Genomic DNA, 19684 nt, shown 5'->3' on the forward strand with positions numbered 1-19684 from the left:
GCTATGCCGATCGGGGCAGGCGAACCGCCCGCCCCTTGGTCGTCAGCTTGTGACGAAGCACTTTTCGCCAGCCACCGTCAGTCGCCCGCAAAGATCCGCCGCGGCATCGGCGCTGCCCGCGTTCACCTTGAGGCGATACACCTTGCGCCCGTTGACCTCAGCGGACTGAACCGTCTTCCCCAGTGTCGCGACGTAGGAGAAGCGCTTCGCCACGGCGCTCCATGCGGCGTTAGCGGCCGCCTCGCTCGGGAAAGCACCCAGCTGAACCAGCGACCCTCCGGATGCCATCCCAGGCACGGGTTTGGTCGGTGCGGACATCGGAGCCGTGGCGGTCAGGCGACCGCCCGAGCCCGGCACCTCGGCGACGGTACGCGCACTGCCGCCCGTCACAGGCGCCGGCGCACCTTCTGCACGGCGGCCGTCGATCGGCGTTTCGGGCACCGCCTTCAGGTCAATCGCCGCTGGCGCATTGGCACCGGCGCTCACGGCGATCGCAGAATCGCCTTCACCCTCCACTTTCAGGCCGCCGGGATCATCAGGCCTGACCTTGTAATCGCCCGCTGGCGCCGCGATCAGTTCCCCCTGCCCGTCGGGAGCGCGCTGCTGGAAGGTCAGCACCGCAAAGACGATGGCAGCGAGCAGCACGAGACCGACGACCACGAGAACGACGACCCTGAACAGACCAGGGCCTTCCGGCTCGTCCGCCTCGACCGTTTCCAGCCACGGAAGCCGGTCCTCGTCCCGAAGGTCGATTTCGTTGCTCGCCATGCCTTACATCTCCGAAACCGCCTCCACGCCCATGATGGAGAGGCCGTTTCGAATAATTTGCCCGACGCCTTCCGCCAAGAAAAGACGCGCAGCAGTCAGCTGATGATCGTCAGGCAACAGGAAGCGCCGGTCAGGTCGATCATTGCCCACATTCCACAGAGCGTGAAAAGCCGCTGCCAAGTCATAGAGATAGAAGGCGATGCGGTGCGGCTCACGAGCAGCAGCGGCCGTCTCCACAACGCGCGGGAACTGCGCCGCAAGCTTCACCAGCCCCAGTTCCTCCGTATCAAGGCGGGACAGGTCGATGCCGCCGGTTTCGATACCGGCTTCTGTGGCGCGGCGACGAAGCGATGCGACACGTGCGTGCGCATATTGCACGTAGAAGACCGGGTTGTCCTTGGACGCCTCCACCACCTTCGCGAAGTCGAAGTCCATCTGGGCATCCGCACGACGCGTCAGCATCGTGAAGCGCACCACGTCCTTGCCCACTTCACGCACCACGTCGGCGAGCGTCACGAAGTTGCCGGCGCGCTTTGACATCTTCACCGGCTCACCGCCACGCAGCAACCGGACCATCTGGACGAGCTTCACGTCGAAGCGCGTCTTGCCCTCCGTCAGCGCGGCCACGGCGGCCTGGATCCGCTTAACCGTCCCGGCATGGTCAGCGCCCCAGATGTCGATCAACTCGTCCGCGCCCTGCGCCTTCTGGAAGTGATAGGCGAGGTCGGCACCGAAATACGTCCACTGGCCGTTCGACTTCTTGATCGGGCGATCCTGATCGTCACCGAACTGGCTGGAACGGAACAGCGGCAGCTCGACCGGCTCCCAGTCCTCGGGCGTCTCGCCCTTGGGCGCCTCGAGCGTGCCGTCGTACACCAGATCGCGAGCGCGCAGCCACGCCTCGGCAGCCTCTGGCTTGCCCGCTGCCTGAAGCTCGGCCTCTGACGAGAATACGTCGTGGTGGATACCCAGCAGGGCAAGATCCGCCTTGATCAGGTCAAGCATCGCCGCAACCGCGCGGGTGCGGAACAGCGGCAGCCAGTCCGCCTCGGGCGCCGTCACGTACCGATCGCCGAACTCGTCGGCGAGCATTTGGCCTACCGGGACCAGATAGTCTCCGGGATAAAGGCCCTCCGGGATCGCACCAACGTCTTCACCCAGCGCTTCGCGATAGCGCAAGTGCGCCGATCGGGCGAGCACGTCCACCTGCCCGCCAGCATCGTTGACGTAATATTCGCGGATAACGCGATGACCTGCAAACTCCAGCAGGGCCGCCAGTGCGTCGCCGACAACAGCGCCGCGGCAATGCCCCATGTGCATCGGCCCGGTCGGGTTCGCGGAAACATATTCGATGTTCACGCTGGTCCCAGCGCCGCGCGCGGAGCGGCCATATTCTGCGCCGCCATGGATAATGGTGGAGAGTTCGGCACGCCAGCTGTTATCGGTCAAACGCAGGTTGATGAAGCCGGGTCCAGCAACCTCCACCGCGGACACTTCGTCACGCTGCTGCAGCTCTTCCGCAATCTTTTCAGCAAGCGCGCGCGGGTTCGTCTTCGCCGCCTTGGCCAACACCATGGCGGCGTTGGTGGCAAGGTCGCCATGGGAAGGGTCGCGCGGCGGCTCCACGGTCACGGCGCGCCGGTCGATGCCGGGCGTCAGCACACCGGCAGTTTCAAGGGCGTCCAGCGCCGCGTCGATGTGAGCGGCAAAACGTGAGTAGAGCGTCATGGCAACCAATCGTGTTCGTGAAGCCGCGCGCGATAGACCAACCCGCCGCAACCGACAAATGCCGGAGCGATTGCATCCGTTGCAACCGTCAAAAAGATTTTTGCGCTCGTCACGCCGCAGTGCAGCACATATTGTGCATCTGCGAACAGATTAGGTTTTCAACCGAGGATTTCTCCAATGCGCAAGCTGATCACCACCGCCGCCGTCCTGACCGCCCTGGCGCCGCTCGCTGCGCAGGCCGAGGCTGAAAAGACGTTCCAGCATGGCAAGCAGACCTATGTGTACAAGACCAGCGAAGGCCGTGGCGGCGCCACCGTCATCACCGGCCGCCGCATTGGTGGCGATCGCTTCCGCCTGGTCCTGAACGGTCAGCGCGTGACCGGAAACGTCGGCGGCACCCCGGTTGCGTTCCGCGCACCGCAGGACGGCTCGGTTCAGGTTCTGACTGCCAACTAAGTTCGAGACTTCCCTCTCGAAAAGCGTGAGCCGTCCGCGTTTTCAACGCGGGCGGCTTTTCATTTGAGCATTGTCGCGATCAGGCGACTAGGCCCGACATGGGTGTCCGGCGCGCCACCGCCGGGAACAGCACGGCTCCCGCCCGCTCGGCGTCGAGGCCGAAATGCTCCGATAATGCGCCGGTGATGACGTCGTGAAGGCCGAATGTAGGCCGAAGATCCCGCCCTTCATACAGCTGGCCGGCCGCTATTCCGGGCCAATCCGCGACAACTCTACCGCCACGTACTCCGCCGCCGAACAGCATGGCTGCAGCGCCGGTGCCATGATCTGTACCCCCTGTCCCGTTCACGACCACGGTTCGGCCGAACTCCGTCGCGACCAGCACCAAGGTTTGCTGCCACGAAGGGCCAAGCCCCGTCTGGAGCGCGGCCAGCATCGCGTCCAGGTTCTTGAGGCCATTGGCGAGCCGCCCCCGCTGCGCGCTGTGCGTGTCCCACCCTCCGGTCTCGATCATCGCGATCCGCGCTCCGTCCGCCGGGGCCAGCAGCTGGGCAGCCAAGGCGCCGGTTGCAGCCGCCTCCCGTCCGGATCGATCCGCCAGGTCTCCGGCTAACTGGCGCGTGTCCATCGCCTCGCTCCATAGCGCGTGGAGCTGCGCATCTCCCTGATACAGCATGGTTACCCGCTGAAGCAGGTCGTCCGAGGCGTCCGGCAGCACGGATGGTGCATAGCTCGCCACCTCGTGGCCGCCCCGCAACGCTGCCGGAACGGTTGCAGAAACGGCAATCGCCCGAGAGGCATCATTCGGAAGCAAGCTGAGCAACCGGTTCAACCAGCCGTCGCGTATCTGATAGGCACTTACCCCACCCGTCTCGAGCACATTCTGCCCGTCAAAGTGCGAGCGATCACGGTACGGTGACGCAACCGCGTGAACGAACAGCGCCTGCCGTCTACGATACAGCTCCGCGGACGTGGACATTGCCGGGTGCAAGGCGAACAGATTGTCCAGCTTGGCACCGCTTGCCGCATCTTCCGCAAAGGCTCCTCGTACTGCGGTAAAGGCAGGATCTCCCACCGGTATCACCGTTCCCAGACCGTCTGCAGCACCCCGCTGGATGATGAACACGAAGCGTTGCTCAGTCGCAGCGCGCGCGAATGCCATGGGAGCAATCGTGCCCGCCGCCAGCGTCGCGAGCGTTCCGCGAATGATAAAGGAGCGGCGATCGAGCATGGCTTACCTCCGCATCATTTCAGGCGAGACAAGCAGAAGGGCGAGTGCTTGACCGCCGCTCTCCGCCCTCTTCAATGCCTCTAATGTCGCGACGCTGACCGCCCCGGGAAAGATCTTCTCTGCCAGGCTCACCGCATAAACAGCGCCGCTGCGCTGAGCCAGACGCTCAGCGGCCTCTACGCGGCGCATCAAGGCATCCGATCCCGCCCAGGTCGCAGCCATATCGTCAAATCCGCTCGGCTGCCCGGGCCGCCATACTCTTTGGCCAAGCTGCTCCTGCAAACCAACAGCCGACCCTGCGTCAGCAAGATGCGAACCGAGCGCTCGTAATACTGCCACGGACCACTCCCACGGACTGCGAAACTTCACTGGCGCCGCGACCCACGCCTCGCGAGAGCTTATCAGGGCCCGGTATACCGCTGGAAGGTCTCCACCCGAGCGAAGGAATGCGTGCTCCAGACGCGCAACCATCGCTGGCGCAGGTGTGTCGCCAGCGAAGTGACGCGCCAGCTTGGTGGCGATGTGGCGAGCCGTGGCCGGATGCTGGGCAAGATCCTCCAGCACCGCCTCCGCCTGCGCTTGCCCCTCCTCCGGATAGGTTTTGCGCATGACTGTGCGTGCGCCCGGCTCATGCAGCTCTGGTACGAACTCAAACCCGCCGGTCATGCCCACCGCACTGGTGCGCGGCCCGATCCCTGGCACCGTCCACCCTGTGAGGGCGCGTGCGAGTTCGACCACGTCGTTCTGGCCGTAGCCCGTCCGCACACCCAGGGTGTGCAGTTCCAGGATCTCCCGGGCCAAATTCTCGTTCAGGCCGCGGTTACGGGCAATCACGCGCGGGCGCTGTCCGAATGCGCTTCCCGGGCCAATGGAACTCGCCTGATCGAGATAGAGCAACATGGCCGGGTGCCGCTCGACCGCCTTCAGCATGTTGCTGAACTTCCCCATGACATGCGGGCGGACCGCCTCGAATTCAAACGCCCCTGCCAAGGGCGACACGCTGATCTTCTCGACAGAGACAGCGAAGTGATTGGACCAGAAGTGAACCAGGCGTTCCGCGAACGGCGTGGGCGTACTCACGGCGGCGTCCACGCGCGCATTCACGGCACGCACATAGTGCTTCCGCAAGCTACCGCGAGCCTGCCGCCGCAGCTCCAGGGCAGGTCCGAAGTCATCGGGCATCGTTGCCGTCACACCGGAGACGGCGCGATCGCCCGCCGGCTGGCTATTCTTGATAGCGCGTCCCTGAGCTTGATAATCAGCCAGGTCGCTCAAGATCGCTGGAGTACGAGCAGCGTTTCGGATCGGAGCAGGCTCGGGATCATAATTGTCCAACTGAGCAAGCAGCCACGTCCGAGGCGCGTCAGATCCGGAAGCAAGGTCCGGCTCGTCCGGCCGCGCTCCCAGTCCGAAGCGGTTCAGTGCGATGGATCGCTCATTCACGCGGACCTCCATTGGCAGAGGGCGCAATCTATAGCGGGTCGCCTGTACCTGTGGTGGACGATAGTACCGCTTGCTTCAGATAACCTGCGGCGACGTCAGCGGGCGCCCGCGTGAGAGGTCTGGCTGATCGGATGCTTGGGTTCAGGCGACAAGGTCCGCGCCAAGGTCTCGAATCGGCCAGCTTCAATCCGGATCTCATTGAAGGCCGGGGGCGAACTGCGGAGTCGTTTGGACAGGGTGCCCGCCCCAATCATCCGTACGGTCCATTCTCCGTGCTGAACCGGCTTGTCGAATGGGTCGTGGACGTGGCCGGACAGGATCGCGTGGACGCCGGCTTCTGCCAGCGCGGCCAAGGCTTTTTCCCCATTGCGCGTCTTTGCCGTGCCACGGGTTCCGCCTTCGATCAGCGGATGGTGCCCCGCTACGAAGATCAGGTTACCCTTAGGCGCCGCATCGGCCAGTTCGAGCGCGTCGCGCAACGCTCCTGAACTCACATGCCCCTTGGACCAATTCCATCGCCATTGTGCCCGCGCTGTGGTCTTCAGCGGAATGATCGACACACCTGGCAAATCGAGCGTTTTCTCGATCAGACGCTCTGCGGCACCGTATCGCTTGTACGGGCTGAACAGGCGGCGCAGCGGATCCCAATAATAAGGCAGATCATGATTGCCGACCTCAATGGTGACCGGCACACCCAGCGACTGCAGCCACTTTCCGCCTGCATCGAACTCGCTCGGCCGAGCGCGCATCGTGAGGTCGCCTGTCATGATGACGGCATCCGGTGCCTCATCTGCGACACAGCGGGCGAACCAATCAAGCGCCTTCGGGTCTTCTGCGCCGAAGTGCACGTCGCTGACGTGGAAGAGTTTCATGGCCATGGCAAACGCGCTGCCCGCAAGAAGGTTCGCGGGCAAGCACCGCTGTCAGGGACTCGGTTCAGATACGCCGGTGTTTTCCACCGTAGTGCGCACCAATGTAGCCGCCGATCCGCGCCATCTCCGCGGCGGCATTGCGGGCTGCTTCCGCCGCGCAAGGGAACGGATCGCGTTCCGCCTGGCTGGCGCGCATCGCCACTCGATCGCACAGCGTTTCAATGTCAGCGCGGGTCAGCACGTTCTTTTCCCGGAGCAGGCAAAGCAGGCTTTGCAAGATCACCAGTGTTTCGTCGCCCGCGCGCTCTTTCGGCACCATCGGCTCTCTCCTCGTCCTAACTACGGGAGAGTATCGAATTCGTTCCCACTTGCAAGAGCCTGGCCGAACTCAGTTAAGCCCGCCTCCAAGTGAACGATAGAGTTCAACAAGATTGCTCCCGCGCGCCAGCCTAGCAGTTACTAATTGCTGCTGCGCAGCATATGCCGTTCGTTGCGCGTCCAATGACACCAGGAACGAATCAACACCTGCACGGTACCGCGCTTCGGATAAGCGAGCCGCCACGCTAGCGGCCTCTGCCCGGGCAGTCTGCGCGGCGACTTGTTCGTCAATCGTCCCACGCTGCGCTAACGCGTCCGAGACTTCGCGGAACGCGGTTTGCACCGCACGTTCATAGGTCGCCACAGCCACCTGTTGAGACGCCTTGGCATAGTCGAGATTTGCGGCGTTGCGTCCCCCATCGAACAACGGCAGACCGATCGACGGAGCCGCATTGTAGGTGAAGCTGCCACCGGCAAAGAGCCCGGACAGTGCCGTTGAAATGGTTCCAATCGTCGCCGTCAGTGAAATGCGGGGGAAGAATGCGGCGCGGGCCGCACCGATGTTCGCATTCTCTGCAATGAGCTGATGTTCGGCCTGGAGAACATCCGGACGGCGCAGCAGGATGTCCGACGAAAGATTGCCGGGCAGCACGTCACGCGTAATGGGCTGAGCACCCAGCCCTTGCGGCAACCTCTCCGCTGGGACCGTGGTGCCAACGAGCAGGTTCAGCGCATTCTGATCCTGCGCCACGCGCGTCTGCAACGTGGCGATGTCGTTCCGGGCCGCCTGATAGTTCGTTTCGGCCTGCCGAGCCTCCAATTCCGACGCCACGCCGATGCGGAACTGAGCGCGAGTGAGGTTCAGCGACTGCTCGAACGTCTTCAGCGTTTCGCGGCTGATCCGCAGCTGTTCGAGATCGGACGCCATGGTCAACCACGCGGTGGCGATTTCAGCGATAAGGCTGATGCGAGCCGCCCGCTGCGCTTCCTCCGTCGCGAAATATTGCTCCAGAGCGGCCTGAGACAGGTTCCTCACCCGCCCGAACAGATCAAGCTCGAACGCCGAGAAGCCGGCGTTGACCGAATAAATCTCCAGGTTGGAAGATCCGCCACCAGTTCCGGCGCCGCCTGCCCCGGCTCCTGCGCCGACGCCGCCGCCAGTGCCAGAACCCACACCGCCCCCGACCGCACCGGTCCCGCCCGCACCTCCGGCTCCGAAGATGTTGTTGGTGTAGGTGCCGGAGCCCGAGACTGTCGTGTTCGGCACCTGGTTGGCGCGCTGGACCCGATACTGCGCGCGGGCTTGCAGCACATTGCCTGCGGCGATCCGCAAGTCGCGATTGTTGGCCAGGCCGCTCTCGATCACTTGCTGCAGGCGGGGATCAAGAAAGAAGTCACGCCAGCCTATCTGCGAGACATCCGGAGCATCGCTGGCGGCACGCGGATAGATGCCCCCCTGAGGCAAGGTAGAAGGCACCGCCCCGATTGGACGCTCATACTTCGGCGCCAGATTACAGCCCGACAATGCGGTGGCGAGAGCCAATGCTGTCAGAACGGAACGGCTCTTCATGTCAATCATGCTCCCCGCGGCGCGATCGTATCGCCCCGCGCCCCGTCACCATCACCATCACCCTCGGGATCGCGCAACGGTTCGTAATTGTTCACATTCTGATCGCCGTCATGCTCCTTTCCGTGGCCGAACAGGCGTGAGACCACGACAAAGAACATCGGCACCAGGAAGATCGCGAGCACCGTCGCGGACAGCATGCCCCCGACAACCGAGCGGCCGATCGCATTCTGTCCGCCAGCGCCAGCGCCGGTGGAGAGCGCCAGGGGCAGCACGCCAAAGACGAAGGCCAGGCTGGTCATCAGGATCGGCCGCAATCGAAGCCGTGCCGCTTCAACCGCGGCATCGAAGGGCCGCATCCCTTCGACGATTCGCTCCTCGGCGAACTCCACGATGAGGATCGCGTTCTTCGCCGCGACGCCGATTGTCGTGATCAGGCCCACCTGAAGATAGATGTCGTTGTTCAGCCCCGTCAGCGTGGCCGCCAGAAGCGCCCCGATGACGCCAAGCGGCACCACCAGCATGACGGCGATCGGCACAGACCAGCTTTCGTAAAGCGCAGCCAGGCAGAGGAACACGATCAGCAGCGACAAGGCATAAAGCGCCGGCGCCTGGCCGCCCGACAGCCGTTCTTCATAGGACAGACCAGTCCATTCCAGCCCCGTACCCGGCGGCAGCTTGGCGTGCATCTCCTCGATCGCTTCCATCGCGCCGCCGGTGCTGACACCTGCGCCAGGCGACCCCTGCAGCTGCATCGCGGGCTGACCGTTGTACCGCGTCAATTGCACCGGTGCGTTCGCCCATGAGATCGTGGAAAAGGCGGTGAACGGCACCATCTGCCCCTCGGTGCCCCGCACATAGAAGCTGGCGAGATCCTCCGGCTTCAATCGATACGGGGCATCCGCCTGGACATAGACCCGCTTCACGCGACCACGGTCGATGAAGTCATTGATGTAGGCGCCGCCCCAGGCCGTCGCGATCGTGGAATTGATCGACGCGATATCGAGCCCAAGCGCACGTGCCTTGTCCTGGTCGATGTCGATCTTGAGCTGAGGCGCGTCCTCCAGGCTCAAGGGTCGCACTTGCGCCACCCGCTGATCCTGCATGGCCATGCCAAGGAGCATGTTGCGCGCCTGCGTCAGTCGCTCATGTCCGATCCCTGCAGTGTCGACGAGTTGAACGTCGAACCCGGTGGCGTTCCCCAATTCCTGAACGGCGGGCGGCACCAGCGCGAAGATCATGCCGTCCTTGTACTGAGAGAACGCGCCCATCGCCCGGCCCACGATCGACTGCGCCTTGTTCTCGGCGCCTTCACGCTCGTCCCAAGGCTTCAGGCTGACGAAGGCGAGACCCGCATTCTGCCCCTGGCCGGCGAAGCTGAAGCCGTTGATCGTGAAGACCGACTGGACGCCGGGCTCCTCCAGGAAATGGCTGCGGATCAGATCCAGACCCTTGTCCGTGCGCGCGCTGGTCGCGCCCGCAGGGCCCTGCACCAGCGCCACGACGGTGCCTTGGTCTTCATCCGGCAGAAAGGCGGTGGGAAGACGCATGAAGAGGAACGCCATTCCGCCTACGATCAATGCATAGACCAGCAGCGAGCGCTTCCAACTGCGCGCCGTCTTCTTCACGCCTCTCTCGTAGCGGACGGTGCCCTTCTCAAAGGTCGCGTTGAACCAGCGGAAGAACCGGGCGAAGATGCCATTGCCCTCATGCTTGCTGGGATCGTGCGGCTTCAGGATCGTCGCGCAGAGCGCTGGCGTGAGGATCAGCGCAACCAGCACGGACAGGATCATCGCGGACACGATGGTGATCGAGAACTGGCGATAGATCACGCCCGTCGACCCACCGAAGAAGGCCATGGGAAGGAACACTGCGGAGAGCACCATGCCGATGCCGACCAGCGCGCCCGAAATCTCGTCCATCGATTTGCGGGCGGCGTCCTTGGGACTCAATCCTTCGTCAACGATGAGGCGTTCGACGTTTTCCACGACGACGATGGCGTCGTCCACCAGCAAGCCGATCGCCAGCACCATGCCGAACAGGGTCAGCGTATTGATCGAATAGCCTGCCACCGACATCACGGCGAAGGTGCCAAGCAGCACCACCGGCACCGCGATGGTCGGGATGATGGTGGCTCGCCAGTTCTGCAGGAACAGGAACATCACGAGGAACACGAGGACGACCGCTTCGACGAGCGTGTGGACGACCTGTTCGACCGAAAGCCGCACGAACGGCGTCGTATCGAACGGGTAAACCACCTTCACGTCAGCCGGCAGCCCCTTCGCGATCGACTCCACTTCTGCCTTCACGGCATCGACGGTCGACAGCGCGTTTGCGCCCGCCGCCAAGCGCACGCCGAAGCCCGAGGCCGGCTTGCCGTTGAACAGTGTATCAAAGCCGTAGTTCTCGGCTCCAAGTTCAACCCGCGCCACGTCGCGCAGCCGAACCACGGCGCCGTCCGCATTCGTCTTCAGACGAATGGCCCCGAACTGTTCCGGCGTTTGCAGACGCGACTGCACGGAGACAGTGGCGTTGAGCATTTGCTCGGCAGGCGCCGGCTTCGCACCAATCTGACCGGCCGATACCTGCGCATTCTGCGCGCGCACCGCTGTCGAAACGTCAGCGATCGTCAGCTGATAGTTGTTCAACTTGATCGGATCGATCCAGATGCGCATCGCATATTGCGACCCGAACACCTGGAGCTCACCCACGCCGGTCACACGGCTGACAGGATCCTGAAGGCGGGCCACTACCATATCGGCGAGATCGGTCGCGGTGTGCGATCCGTCCTGCGAATACAGGCCGACGATCACGAGAAAGCTGGCAGCGGACTTCTGCACCTGAATGCCCTGCTGCTGCACCTCTTGTGGAAGCAGCGGCGTGGCAGCCTGGAGCTTGTTCTGAACCTGGACCTGAGCGATGTCAGGGTCTGTGCCCTGTTCGAACGTCAGCGTGATCGACAGCACACCCGCCGATGATGACGACGACGAGAAGTACCGCAGGTTATCGATGCCGCGAAGCTGCTGCTCGATAATCTGCGTGGTGGTGCGCTCGAGGGTCTGGGCATCGGCACCGGGATAAGTGGCAGTAATCGACACCGTCGGCGGCGCGATCTGAGGGAATTGCGCGACCGGGAGTGATCGGATGGCAATCACGCCCGCCAACATCATGACGATCGCGATCACCCATGCGAAGATGGGTCGATCGATAAAGAAACGTGCCATGTGTGGTTACTTCGCCTGTGCCTGGGCGCCCTGCGCCGGCTGTCCCGCACCACCTTGCTGTCCCCCACCGCCGGGCTGCGCAGGCTTTGCGTTAGGGTTCCATGGCTGCGGCGTCACTGGCATGCCCGGGCGAAGCATGCTTCCACCCTCGATGATCACCCGATCGCCCGCCTTTAGGCCAGCCGTGACCAGCCAGTTATCACCGATCGTGCGTGGCGCCGTAAGCGTCCGCTGCTCGACCTTGTTGCCCTGCCCCACCACCATCACGGTAGGCTGGCCCTTTTCATCCCGCTGAACGGCACGTTGCGGCACGAGCAGGGCGTCAGGCTCGGTACCCTCGACCAGCTCGGCACGGACGTACATGCCCGGAAGCAGCAGACCGCGCGGATTGTCGAAGATGGCGCGGATCGTCTGGGTACCCGTAGCTGGGTCAACCGTCACGTCGGCGAACTGGAGTGTTCCTTCGATCGGATAAAGCGAGCCGTCCTCAAGGCGGAGCCGAACACGGGCAGCGCCGCCGTCCCGGGAAAGATTCCCGGCTGCAATCTGCTGACGCAGCCTCAAAAGGTCCGCACTGGATTGAGGCACATCGACGTAAATGGGATCGAGACGCTGGATGGTGGTAAGTGGCGTCGTCTGCCCGGACGTCACGAGCGCGCCCGTCGTAGCAAGGGCGCGACCGATGCGGCCGGAAATCGGAGCACGCACCGTTGTACGCTCCAGGTCGATCTGTGCGCTTCGAAGCGCAGCCTGCTGCGCGGCTACATCCGCCTGCGCCTGCTGAGCGGCAGTGATCGAGTTTTCATACTCCTGGCGAGAAATCGCATTGATCTTCACCAACTCACCATAACGCCGCTGTAGCGCCGCGCTGGAGGCAATGGCGGCTCGCGCACGCGCCAGCGCCGCCCGGGCACTAGCCACCGCGGCGCGATAAGGCTGAGTGTCAATGCGGTAGAGCGGCGCGCCCCGCCTGACCTGATCGCCCTCACGGAACAAGCGCTCAAGGATGAGGCCATTCACCTGCGGGCGCACTTCGGACGTTTCATACGGCGCAGTCCGTCCGGGCAGCGTCGTCGTAAGCGTCACCGCTTGCGGTCGCACGGCCACGAAGCTGACGGGCGGCGGTCCCGCCTGCTGTTGTCCCTGCTGCGCCTGGTCGTTCTGCCCCCCGCATGCAGACACGGAGGCCAGCAGCAGCGCCGAAAGCGCGACCCTCTTGAATGACATATTGTTCTCTGTGATATGTGAGTGATCGTTCACTCACGTTTGCTGCTACTGCGAACTAGGTGAAGCGTCAAGTACGGGAGATGAGCCATCAACCAGTGCAGCACCGCCCCGCCTAGTGCGCGCACCAGCCGGGCAAACGCACGACGTGAAAACTTGATCCAGGCAGCGCGTCAGGCATTCGCCGCGCACGGTTTCCACGGAACGGGCATCGCTCAGATCGCCCAAGCCTCCGGAATTGCCGTGGGGCAGATCTATCGTGACTTCGCCAACAAAGAGGCGATCGTAGCCGCGATCGTGGAGCGCGATCTCGAGGAATTTCTGTCAGAAAGCGGCTTGTGCGCGGCGGGCGCGTCCGGTGATCCGGAAGCAGTGCGCGGCTGGATCCGCGACTTCGTGGCGTGTGAAGAGCCGGCAGATGGGGGACGCCTGGTCGCGGAGATCATGGCTGAAGCCACCCGAAACGAGCGGATCGCAGACATCGCGCGCAATCTGCAGCAGCGATTACGGCGTGAGCTTACCGCCGCCTTGCAGTTGCTGGTGCCGGCCGGCACCGATCCGGAGCGCTTCAACCGTCTGGCGGAGATGATCCACACGATCGCGTCGGGCGTTTTTCACCGCCGGATCATCGAGCCCGATGAGCCCTGCCCTGCGGTGATCGACGCGTTGATGAGCTGCATATACGCCAAGATCGACCAGCTTCGGGAGGATGCGGGATGACCTGCAACGCTCCCGAGGGCTCAATCTAACGTCGCACGCGCATGCCAATCCAGAGCGTACGCGGGGTTGCCCGTTCTACGATGTCGGCGCCGCTGATGCCCGCCTCAACCTGCTGGTCGAACAGATTTTCCCCGCGGAGCTCAATAGCCAAACCCGGGGTAACGGGTACGGCCAGGTAGCCGTCCAGCGTCGTTGCGGGCGCGAGCGTCCGACTGTTCTGGTCGTCCTCAAACTGACGTGCGACGTGCCGCAAGGTTGCAGAAGCAGCCCATCCGTCCTTGTTGAATCCCAAAGTTCCGGACACCTGATCCAGAGGTGTCTGCGCCGGCCGAAGGTTGTCTAGCGCCCTCGCCGAACCTGACGATTGCACTCGCGGGTCCACGTGGCTCCAGGAGGCCGCGACCGAAACGGGTCCCGCCGCCCAGCGAGCGTCGAATTCGAAGCCTGTGGACTCGATCGCATCCAGATTTTGCCTGATCCGGTAGGTTCCACTGACAAAGCCGACGCCGGGGAAGTTGCCCGGGCCATTTCCAGCGGTCACGTTCGAAATCGCGTCTTCGAGCCGGTTCCAAAAGGCGGTAGCGCTAAGAGACAGGCCGACGACCGGCGTAATCGACAGGCCCCCGTCGACGCCGGTCAAACGCTCGGGGCGCAGCGATGCGTTGGCCGAAGTGGCATCAGCGCCGACGCGAAAAGGACGGTACAGTTCGTTCAGCGTCGGCAATCGCCATCCGCGATAGCCACTCGCGCGCAATACAACGCTGTCGGCAGCAGCAAAGGCGGCGCCCACCCGGCCCGTCCACTCCGTGCCCGTACGGTCGCGGTAGTTCGCAATCGTGATCGGAACGCCAGTCGCCAGCGTATATTCGCTCAGCCGACCGTCGGCGATCCGCCAACGATCCACCCGGCCGCCTAGTGTGAGCGTCAAGGCACCGGTCTCCACCGTGCTGTCAAAAAACAGCCCCGCGGTGCGGCTGTTCCCGCCGGCGATGCGGCGCCGGGTTGGAAGGCCGGCTACATAGGTGTAATTTTCCTGGGTGCGCCCCTCGACATCGCGCACGTCGACGCCAAGCCGCAGGTCCCTTCCCTCACCGACAGGAGGCACGATCTCGAAGCGGGCGCCCAATCCTGTTGCAGGCGTGTTGTACTGGTCCAGCGTCTGCGTGGCGGAGGCGCGATCAGCAGGGACACTCGCAAACTGCGATGCGAACGCGCGCGCTTGCAGATAGGCGAGCGCGGAGAAGCCCCAAGTGCCGCGACCAACCACGCGAATGCTGGCATCCGCCCCCTCGCTGCGATTGGCGGTAAATGCCGTCCCCCGATCACGCTTGTCGGTGAAGGCACTGACGTTTGCCTGGAGCTCCGTGTCGGCTGAAAGCTGCACCACCCCCCTCAGAGCCGCGGATGCTTGCTCGTAAGCCGCGGGACGATCAGCGGCGCCTCTGGAGCGCGCAACAACCGGCTCGAAGCCGTCGCCACTTGCATAAGCCGCGGAGATCGACGCAAACCCTGGACCGGCCACAAAAGCGCCAGACGCCTGGGCATCGACAGAGTCGCGGCTGCCGTAAGCGATAGAGCCCGAATATATCGACTGCTCGCGCGGGCTGGCGCTCTCCAGTTCCGCCGTGCCGGCGAGTGCGCCAGGACCGAAATAGCCACTTCCGCCCCCGCGCGTCACGCGAATGCGGCCGATGCGATCTGTCGCATAAGCGGGGAATGGCACCCATCCGCCAAACGGGTCAGCTTGAGGCACGCCATCAAGCACTAGCAACGCGCGACTGGAGGCATTGCCGCCGATGCCACGAAGCGAGATGCCCTGGCTCGTCGGATTGGCCGAACGAGAATCCGAGCGACGGAATTGCTGGAGGCCGGCAACGTCCGCCAGCACACTCTCAAGCCGATCACTCGCGTTCGCGGCGACGCGGCCTGCGTCGATCGTCACCACGCTGGCCACTCGGTCTCCAGCTCGATCGTCAAGCCCGCGTCCGGTGACGATGATGTCGGGCGCAGTTTGCCCAATGGCAGGAGTGGCGAGAAGCAAAGCGCCAAATGCGCCGATTCGACAGGTCATGACCGCGCCTTGCCTATGACCGCTCAACAAGCGCAAGCCATACCGCGGTCCCGGGATCTAAGCGGGCGTCAACTCGACTGCGGCCAGAGCATCCGTGAAGCGGCGTCTCCACCAGATTACGTCCTCACGCCGGACATTGTCGTACATCTTCTGCCAGCGCGCGATCCTCTCGTCCCGCGGCATGGCAAGCGCGTGCTCGATGGCGTCCGCCGTCTCGTCGGGACTGTAGGGGTTGATCAGAAGTGCTTCACCCAGTTGCTCTGCCGCGCCGGCAAAGCGCGACAATATCAACACACCGGGATCTTCAGGATCCTGCGCAGCGACAAACTCCTTCGCCACCAGGTTCATCCCGTCGCGCAGCGGTGTCACGAGTGCGACACGAGCAGCGCGATACACGCCAGCGAGCACGTCCCGTGGCAAACCGCGGTTGACGTAACGAAGCGGCACCCAGTCAATCTCTGCAAACGCGCCATTGATGCGTCCTGAAAGCGCGTCGAGGCTCGCGCGGATCTCCTGATAGCTTTGAACAGTAGCGCGGGAGGGAGGTGCGATCTGTAGCAGCGAGACGTTGGTCCGCCGGTCTGGCCGGGTTTCGAGAAAGCGCTGATAGCCATTGAAGCGCTCTTCGATCCCCTTGGAATAGTCGAGCCGATCCACTCCAACGATCAGATCACGCCCGCTGACGCTTTCAACCATTCGGCTCAGTGTTGCGGCGGCCTTTTCTCCATTTGCGGCAGCAATGAATTCGCGAGCGTCGATGCCGATGGGGCAGGCTATCGCCTTGATGGTTCGCCCGCCAACGGTGACATCGTCATCCGGCCCAATCGTCCCACCCATTTCACGTTCCACGTAGTCGTGGAACGTCTCGAGCCATTCCCTGGTCTGAAAGCCGATTACATCATAGGCAAACAGTGCCTCTACCAGCCGCTTGTGTTCCGGCAATGCGATCAGCAGCCGCGTCGGTGGCCACGGGATGTGGAGAAAGAAACCGAGCCGGTTCTTGATCCCCTTCTGCCGCAGCATCCATCCGAGCGGCACCATATGGTAGTCGTGGACCCACACCAGATCATCCGGCTCGATGTGAGGGCTGATGACTTCACTGAAGAGGCGGTTCACTCTCTCATAGCCACCTTGGAAATCCCGTTCGAACTCGGTCAGCCCAAGTCGGTAGTGGAAGAGCGGCCAAAGAGTGCGGTTGGCGTATCCGTCGTAATATTCCTCGACGTCCTGCTCGGGCAGGTCGATCGTGGCCGAGGTAACGCCGTCATAGGTTTCGAAGCGGAGTTCGCCGGCATCACCGGTCTCGCCCGACCAGCCGAACCAGATCCCGTCCGCCTCCCGCAGCGCCGCGGTTAGAGCGACGGCCAGTCCCCCCTGCGCACTTGGTTGTTGCGCAGTGGGCGCTGACACCCGGTTCGAAATGACGATCAGACGGCTCATCGGATTGCGCTCCACGGCTTGCTGAGAAGCACGGCACAATTGATCACGCCGACGAGGGAATAGGTTTGCGGGTAATTGCCCCACAACTCACCGGTAACCGGATCGATGTCTTCGGATAGCAAGCCGGCGGGCGTGCGCCGCGACAGCATCTCCTCGAAGAGGGCGCGCGCATCAGCATCCCGCCCGGTGAAATGAAGCGCCTCAATCAGCCAGAACGTGCAAACATTGAATGCAGTATGCGGCAGGCCGAAATCGTCTTCGGTTGCGTAGCGGAGCATGTGCGATCCACGCCTCAACCCTCCCTCCACCGCATCGAGGGTCGATCGGAAACGCGGATCGTCCGGAGCGAGGAAGCGGAGATCGAGAAGCTGCAACAGGCTGGCGTCGAGGTCATCACCCCCGAACGTAGCTGACATCCGCTCCGTTTCAGGACGCCAGGCGGCCGCTTCGATCCGCGAGCGCATCTGGTCCGCGCGGTCGCGCCAGAAAATAGCACGCTCGAAGAGGGCCAAGGCTTCGGCAGCATTTGCAAGCCGGTCACACGCCGCCCAGCACATCGCGGCCGAATATGTGTGAACGTGACTCTTGGTGCGCAATTCCCACAAACCCGCGTCCGGCTTGTCAAACTTCTCCCATGCGCGTTCGCCTACCGGCTCAAGAGCTTCGAAGTCATCAAGCCCGGCCACACGCAACAGCCGATGATCGAAAAACGCCTGAGCATTGGAGAGGACGATCTGTCCGTAGGCATCATGCTGGATCTGCTCATACGCTTGATTGCCTACCCGCACTGGCCCCATGCCGCGATAGCCATTGAGCGCCGGGGCCTCGCGCTCGATGAGCGTCGCCTCTCCACCTACGCCATAGAGCGGCTGGATGTGCCCGTCCTTCGCGTTGTCCACGATATTACGGAGATATTCGAGATAGCCCTCAAGCACGTCCAGCGCGCCAAGACGGTTCAGCGCCTGCACGGTATAATAGGCATCGCGGACCCAGCAATAACGATAATCCCAATTCCGCTGGGATCCAGCATGCTCAGGGATGGAAGTAGTCAAAGCGGCAACAATCGCGCCTGTTTCTTCATGCTGGCAAAGCTTCAAGGTGATGGCCGAGCGGATGACCGCTTCCTGCCATTCATGGGGCGTTGCCAAGCTCCGCGTCCAATGCTGCCATTCCTCTACGGTACGATCGAGCATGTTCTCGAGCGACATGGCGATGTCGTCGGAAAAGCTTTCGTCAGGGCCCAGGAAGAAATAGAGCGGCCGCTCCACCCTGAACATTCGTTCGTCTTCGATCCAGCCAACGGGCGCGGTGGTCGACAAGCGGACGACGCCATTGTCCAAGAGGTAGCGGATATGGTTTGAACCGCGTGTGGTCTGCGCTTGCCTCTCGCCCCAATTTGCGGCGGGTCGCAGGCGAATACGGACCCGAGGACTGCCGGCTACTGGTCGAACGATGCGTACAAAGGCGACAGGGCGGTACTTTCGGCCGTTCCGCGCAAAACGCGGACAAAAGTCGATCACCTCAATGGCACTACCATTCTCATCCTCGTGGCGTGTCACGAGAATGGGTGTGTTTCGCAGATAGCGTTGCGTCGTTTCGCGGGGCCGATCGATGTCGATCTCCCAGAAACCGAACGCATCCTGCCCTGCAGGCGGCTTGTCGTCCAGCAACGAACAGAATGCCGGGTCGCCATCCACTCGGGGCAAGCAGCCCCACACGAAGCGGCCAGCACGATCAACCAAGGCCGAGACCTGGCAATTGCCGATTGGCCAGAGATCCATTGTGGCGGTCATGCAGCGGCTCCCAGCCATGTCCTGACAGCCGCCACATCATCTAACCGATGGTTCGCAGCCGTGGCTCTTGTCGGCCCCACCAGGACCCCAACGCCATTTGCCTCCGCAACCGCGACGAAGCCGGCTTCGTCAGTCACGTCGTCGCCGACGAAAACGGGAATATGGCCGGCAAAGGTCGGGTGGGTGAGCAAAGAGGTGATGCCGGTTCCTTTATCGTGGCCACCTGCACGAAGCTCCACCATCATCTTGCCGGATTGCAGAACCAACCCGTCCCTGCCGGCAAACTGCTGGGCCAGCCGGCGAGCGGTCGCGTCTTGCTCCGGCGCCATCCGGTAGTGGATTGCAACTCCAAGGGATTTCACTTCGATCAACACCCCCTGCTCGTCCGCGAAGGCCGCGGAAAATGTCCTCTCCGCCTCATCAAGGGCGGCGGGGCGGGCCGGAGTGATCCGTTTGCCGAGGACCTGCAGCTCGGCGCCGTGGCTGCCAACAACCGCGATCCCCGGAACCGCATGCCCGAGGAAACCCTCGATCTGCGCCACCGACCGCCCACTCACTAAGGCCAGACGCCCCTCAAAGGTTCCAGTAAGGCACTGCAGAAGCTCAATCAGGGCGCGGTCCACAACAACAGCATCGGGCCTGTCGACCAGGTCGACCAGCGTGCCGTCGAAATCCAGAAGGAGACAATGACCGGCCGAAATCAAGGCCGGTGGCGGAGGAAGCGTGGGTGCCGTCACCATGGAACATGGCTGTAGCGGCCGTTGAACCCTTAGTCAGCGCCTCATGCGCTGGCGCGATGCCGCCAACTCTGTCATCAGGATGACAAAAG

Annotated in this window: 15 protein-coding genes; 2 read left to right on the forward strand and 13 right to left on the reverse strand. The window is 63.2% G+C overall.

All coding sequences use genetic code 11. The features are described from left to right. Nucleotides 1-42: 42 nt before the first annotated feature. A complete protein-coding gene (locus LK535_RS03440; protein ID WP_227770475.1) occupies nucleotides 43-768 on the reverse strand; it encodes an SPOR domain-containing protein in 726 nt (241 codons plus the stop codon). 3 nt (nucleotides 769-771) lie between these two features. Further along, nucleotides 772-2496 (reverse strand): arginine--tRNA ligase, encoded by a 1725-nt coding sequence (argS, locus tag LK535_RS03445; protein ID WP_227770476.1) that lies wholly within the window; start codon nucleotides 2494-2496, stop codon nucleotides 772-774. A 177-nt stretch (nucleotides 2497-2673) separates the two neighbouring features. Here argS and LK535_RS03450 point away from each other — a divergent pair, with 177 nt between their 5' ends. Next, entirely contained in the window at nucleotides 2674-2952 is a 279-nt protein-coding gene (locus tag LK535_RS03450; RefSeq protein ID WP_227770477.1) for a hypothetical protein, read from the forward strand. Nucleotides 2953-3031: 79 nt separating this feature from the next. Here the strand turns inward: LK535_RS03450 and LK535_RS03455 are convergent, their stop codons facing one another. The 7 genes from LK535_RS03455 to LK535_RS03485 form a co-directional block, all read right to left on the reverse strand. Continuing rightward, the gene (locus LK535_RS03455; RefSeq protein ID WP_227770478.1) at nucleotides 3032-4183 is read right to left on the reverse strand and encodes a DUF1501 domain-containing protein; all 1152 of its coding nucleotides are present in this window, start codon (nucleotides 4181-4183) and stop codon (nucleotides 3032-3034) included. A 3-nt stretch (nucleotides 4184-4186) separates the two neighbouring features. Then, nucleotides 4187-5626: a DUF1800 domain-containing protein gene (locus LK535_RS03460; RefSeq protein ID WP_227770479.1), complete on the reverse strand. Its 1440-nt coding sequence runs from the start codon at nucleotides 5624-5626 to the stop codon at nucleotides 4187-4189. A gap of 95 nt (nucleotides 5627-5721) precedes the next feature. Further along, a complete protein-coding gene (locus LK535_RS03465; protein ID WP_227771060.1) occupies nucleotides 5722-6498 on the reverse strand; it encodes a metallophosphoesterase family protein in 777 nt (258 codons plus the stop codon). A gap of 64 nt (nucleotides 6499-6562) precedes the next feature. Further along, nucleotides 6563-6817 carry a hypothetical protein gene (locus LK535_RS03470; RefSeq protein WP_227770480.1) on the reverse strand — a complete coding sequence of 85 codons (255 nt, stop codon included), beginning with the start codon at nucleotides 6815-6817 and terminating at the stop codon, nucleotides 6563-6565. 69 nt (nucleotides 6818-6886) lie between these two features. Next, on the reverse strand, nucleotides 6887-8386 hold the full coding sequence (locus LK535_RS03475; RefSeq protein ID WP_227770481.1) for an efflux transporter outer membrane subunit: 1500 nt from the start codon (nucleotides 8384-8386) through the stop codon (nucleotides 6887-6889). A gap of 5 nt (nucleotides 8387-8391) precedes the next feature. Then, nucleotides 8392-11607 (reverse strand): efflux RND transporter permease subunit, encoded by a 3216-nt coding sequence (locus tag LK535_RS03480; protein WP_227770482.1) that lies wholly within the window; start codon nucleotides 11605-11607, stop codon nucleotides 8392-8394. 6 nt (nucleotides 11608-11613) lie between these two features. Further along, a complete protein-coding gene (locus tag LK535_RS03485; protein ID WP_227770483.1) occupies nucleotides 11614-12834 on the reverse strand; it encodes an efflux RND transporter periplasmic adaptor subunit in 1221 nt (406 codons plus the stop codon). Between the two features lie 153 nt (nucleotides 12835-12987). On the opposite strand from LK535_RS03485, the gene LK535_RS03490 reads away from it, so the two are divergent. Then, on the forward strand, nucleotides 12988-13551 hold the full coding sequence (locus LK535_RS03490) for a TetR/AcrR family transcriptional regulator (RefSeq protein WP_227770484.1): 564 nt from the start codon (nucleotides 12988-12990) through the stop codon (nucleotides 13549-13551). A 25-nt stretch (nucleotides 13552-13576) separates the two neighbouring features. Here LK535_RS03490 and LK535_RS03495 read toward each other — a convergent pair whose 3' ends face one another. From LK535_RS03495 to otsB, 4 genes are read right to left on the reverse strand one after another with little or no spacing between them, the layout of a single operon-like run. Next, nucleotides 13577-15622: a TonB-dependent receptor gene (locus LK535_RS03495; RefSeq protein ID WP_227770485.1), complete on the reverse strand. Its 2046-nt coding sequence runs from the start codon at nucleotides 15620-15622 to the stop codon at nucleotides 13577-13579. 57 nt (nucleotides 15623-15679) lie between these two features. Then, nucleotides 15680-17062: an alpha,alpha-trehalose-phosphate synthase (UDP-forming) gene (locus LK535_RS03500; RefSeq protein WP_227770486.1), complete on the reverse strand. Its 1383-nt coding sequence runs from the start codon at nucleotides 17060-17062 to the stop codon at nucleotides 15680-15682. Beyond that, nucleotides 17059-18855, reverse strand: a complete 1797-nt coding sequence (locus LK535_RS03505; protein ID WP_227770487.1) for a glycoside hydrolase family 15 protein — start codon at nucleotides 18853-18855, stop codon at nucleotides 17059-17061. The genes LK535_RS03500 and LK535_RS03505 overlap by 4 nt, the downstream gene beginning before the upstream one ends. After that, nucleotides 18852-19595, reverse strand: a complete 744-nt coding sequence (otsB, locus tag LK535_RS03510; RefSeq protein WP_227770488.1) for a trehalose-phosphatase — start codon at nucleotides 19593-19595, stop codon at nucleotides 18852-18854. The genes LK535_RS03505 and otsB overlap by 4 nt, the downstream gene beginning before the upstream one ends. Nucleotides 19596-19684 lie beyond the last annotated feature (89 nt).

Source organism: Sphingomonas sp. IC4-52, assembly GCF_020707225.1.
Classification (GTDB): domain Bacteria; phylum Pseudomonadota; class Alphaproteobacteria; order Sphingomonadales; family Sphingomonadaceae; genus Sphingomonas.

What these genes read in the sequence shown, in the direction of transcription:
- otsB (WP_227770488.1), bottom strand. Translation starts at nt 19,595, where the DNA reads ATGGTGACGGCACCCACGCTTCCTCCGCCACCGGCCTTGATTTCGGCC.
- LK535_RS03475 (WP_227770481.1), bottom strand. Translation starts at nt 8,386, where the DNA reads ATGAAGAGCCGTTCCGTTCTGACAGCATTGGCTCTCGCCACCGCATTG.
- LK535_RS03440 (WP_227770475.1), bottom strand. Translation starts at nt 768, where the DNA reads ATGGCGAGCAACGAAATCGACCTTCGGGACGAGGACCGGCTTCCGTGG.
- argS (WP_227770476.1), bottom strand. Translation starts at nt 2,496, where the DNA reads ATGACGCTCTACTCACGTTTTGCCGCTCACATCGACGCGGCGCTGGAC.
- LK535_RS03500 (WP_227770486.1), bottom strand. Translation starts at nt 17,062, where the DNA reads ATGAGCCGTCTGATCGTCATTTCGAACCGGGTGTCAGCGCCCACTGCG.
- LK535_RS03465 (WP_227771060.1), bottom strand. Translation starts at nt 6,498, where the DNA reads ATGAAACTCTTCCACGTCAGCGACGTGCACTTCGGCGCAGAAGACCCG.
- LK535_RS03470 (WP_227770480.1), bottom strand. Translation starts at nt 6,817, where the DNA reads ATGGTGCCGAAAGAGCGCGCGGGCGACGAAACACTGGTGATCTTGCAA.
- LK535_RS03505 (WP_227770487.1), bottom strand. Translation starts at nt 18,855, where the DNA reads ATGACCGCCACAATGGATCTCTGGCCAATCGGCAATTGCCAGGTCTCG.
- LK535_RS03480 (WP_227770482.1), bottom strand. Translation starts at nt 11,607, where the DNA reads ATGGCACGTTTCTTTATCGATCGACCCATCTTCGCATGGGTGATCGCG.
- LK535_RS03485 (WP_227770483.1), bottom strand. Translation starts at nt 12,834, where the DNA reads ATGTCATTCAAGAGGGTCGCGCTTTCGGCGCTGCTGCTGGCCTCCGTG.
- LK535_RS03495 (WP_227770485.1), bottom strand. Translation starts at nt 15,622, where the DNA reads ATGACCTGTCGAATCGGCGCATTTGGCGCTTTGCTTCTCGCCACTCCT.
- LK535_RS03450 (WP_227770477.1), top strand. Translation starts at nt 2,674, where the DNA reads ATGCGCAAGCTGATCACCACCGCCGCCGTCCTGACCGCCCTGGCGCCG.
- LK535_RS03455 (WP_227770478.1), bottom strand. Translation starts at nt 4,183, where the DNA reads ATGCTCGATCGCCGCTCCTTTATCATTCGCGGAACGCTCGCGACGCTG.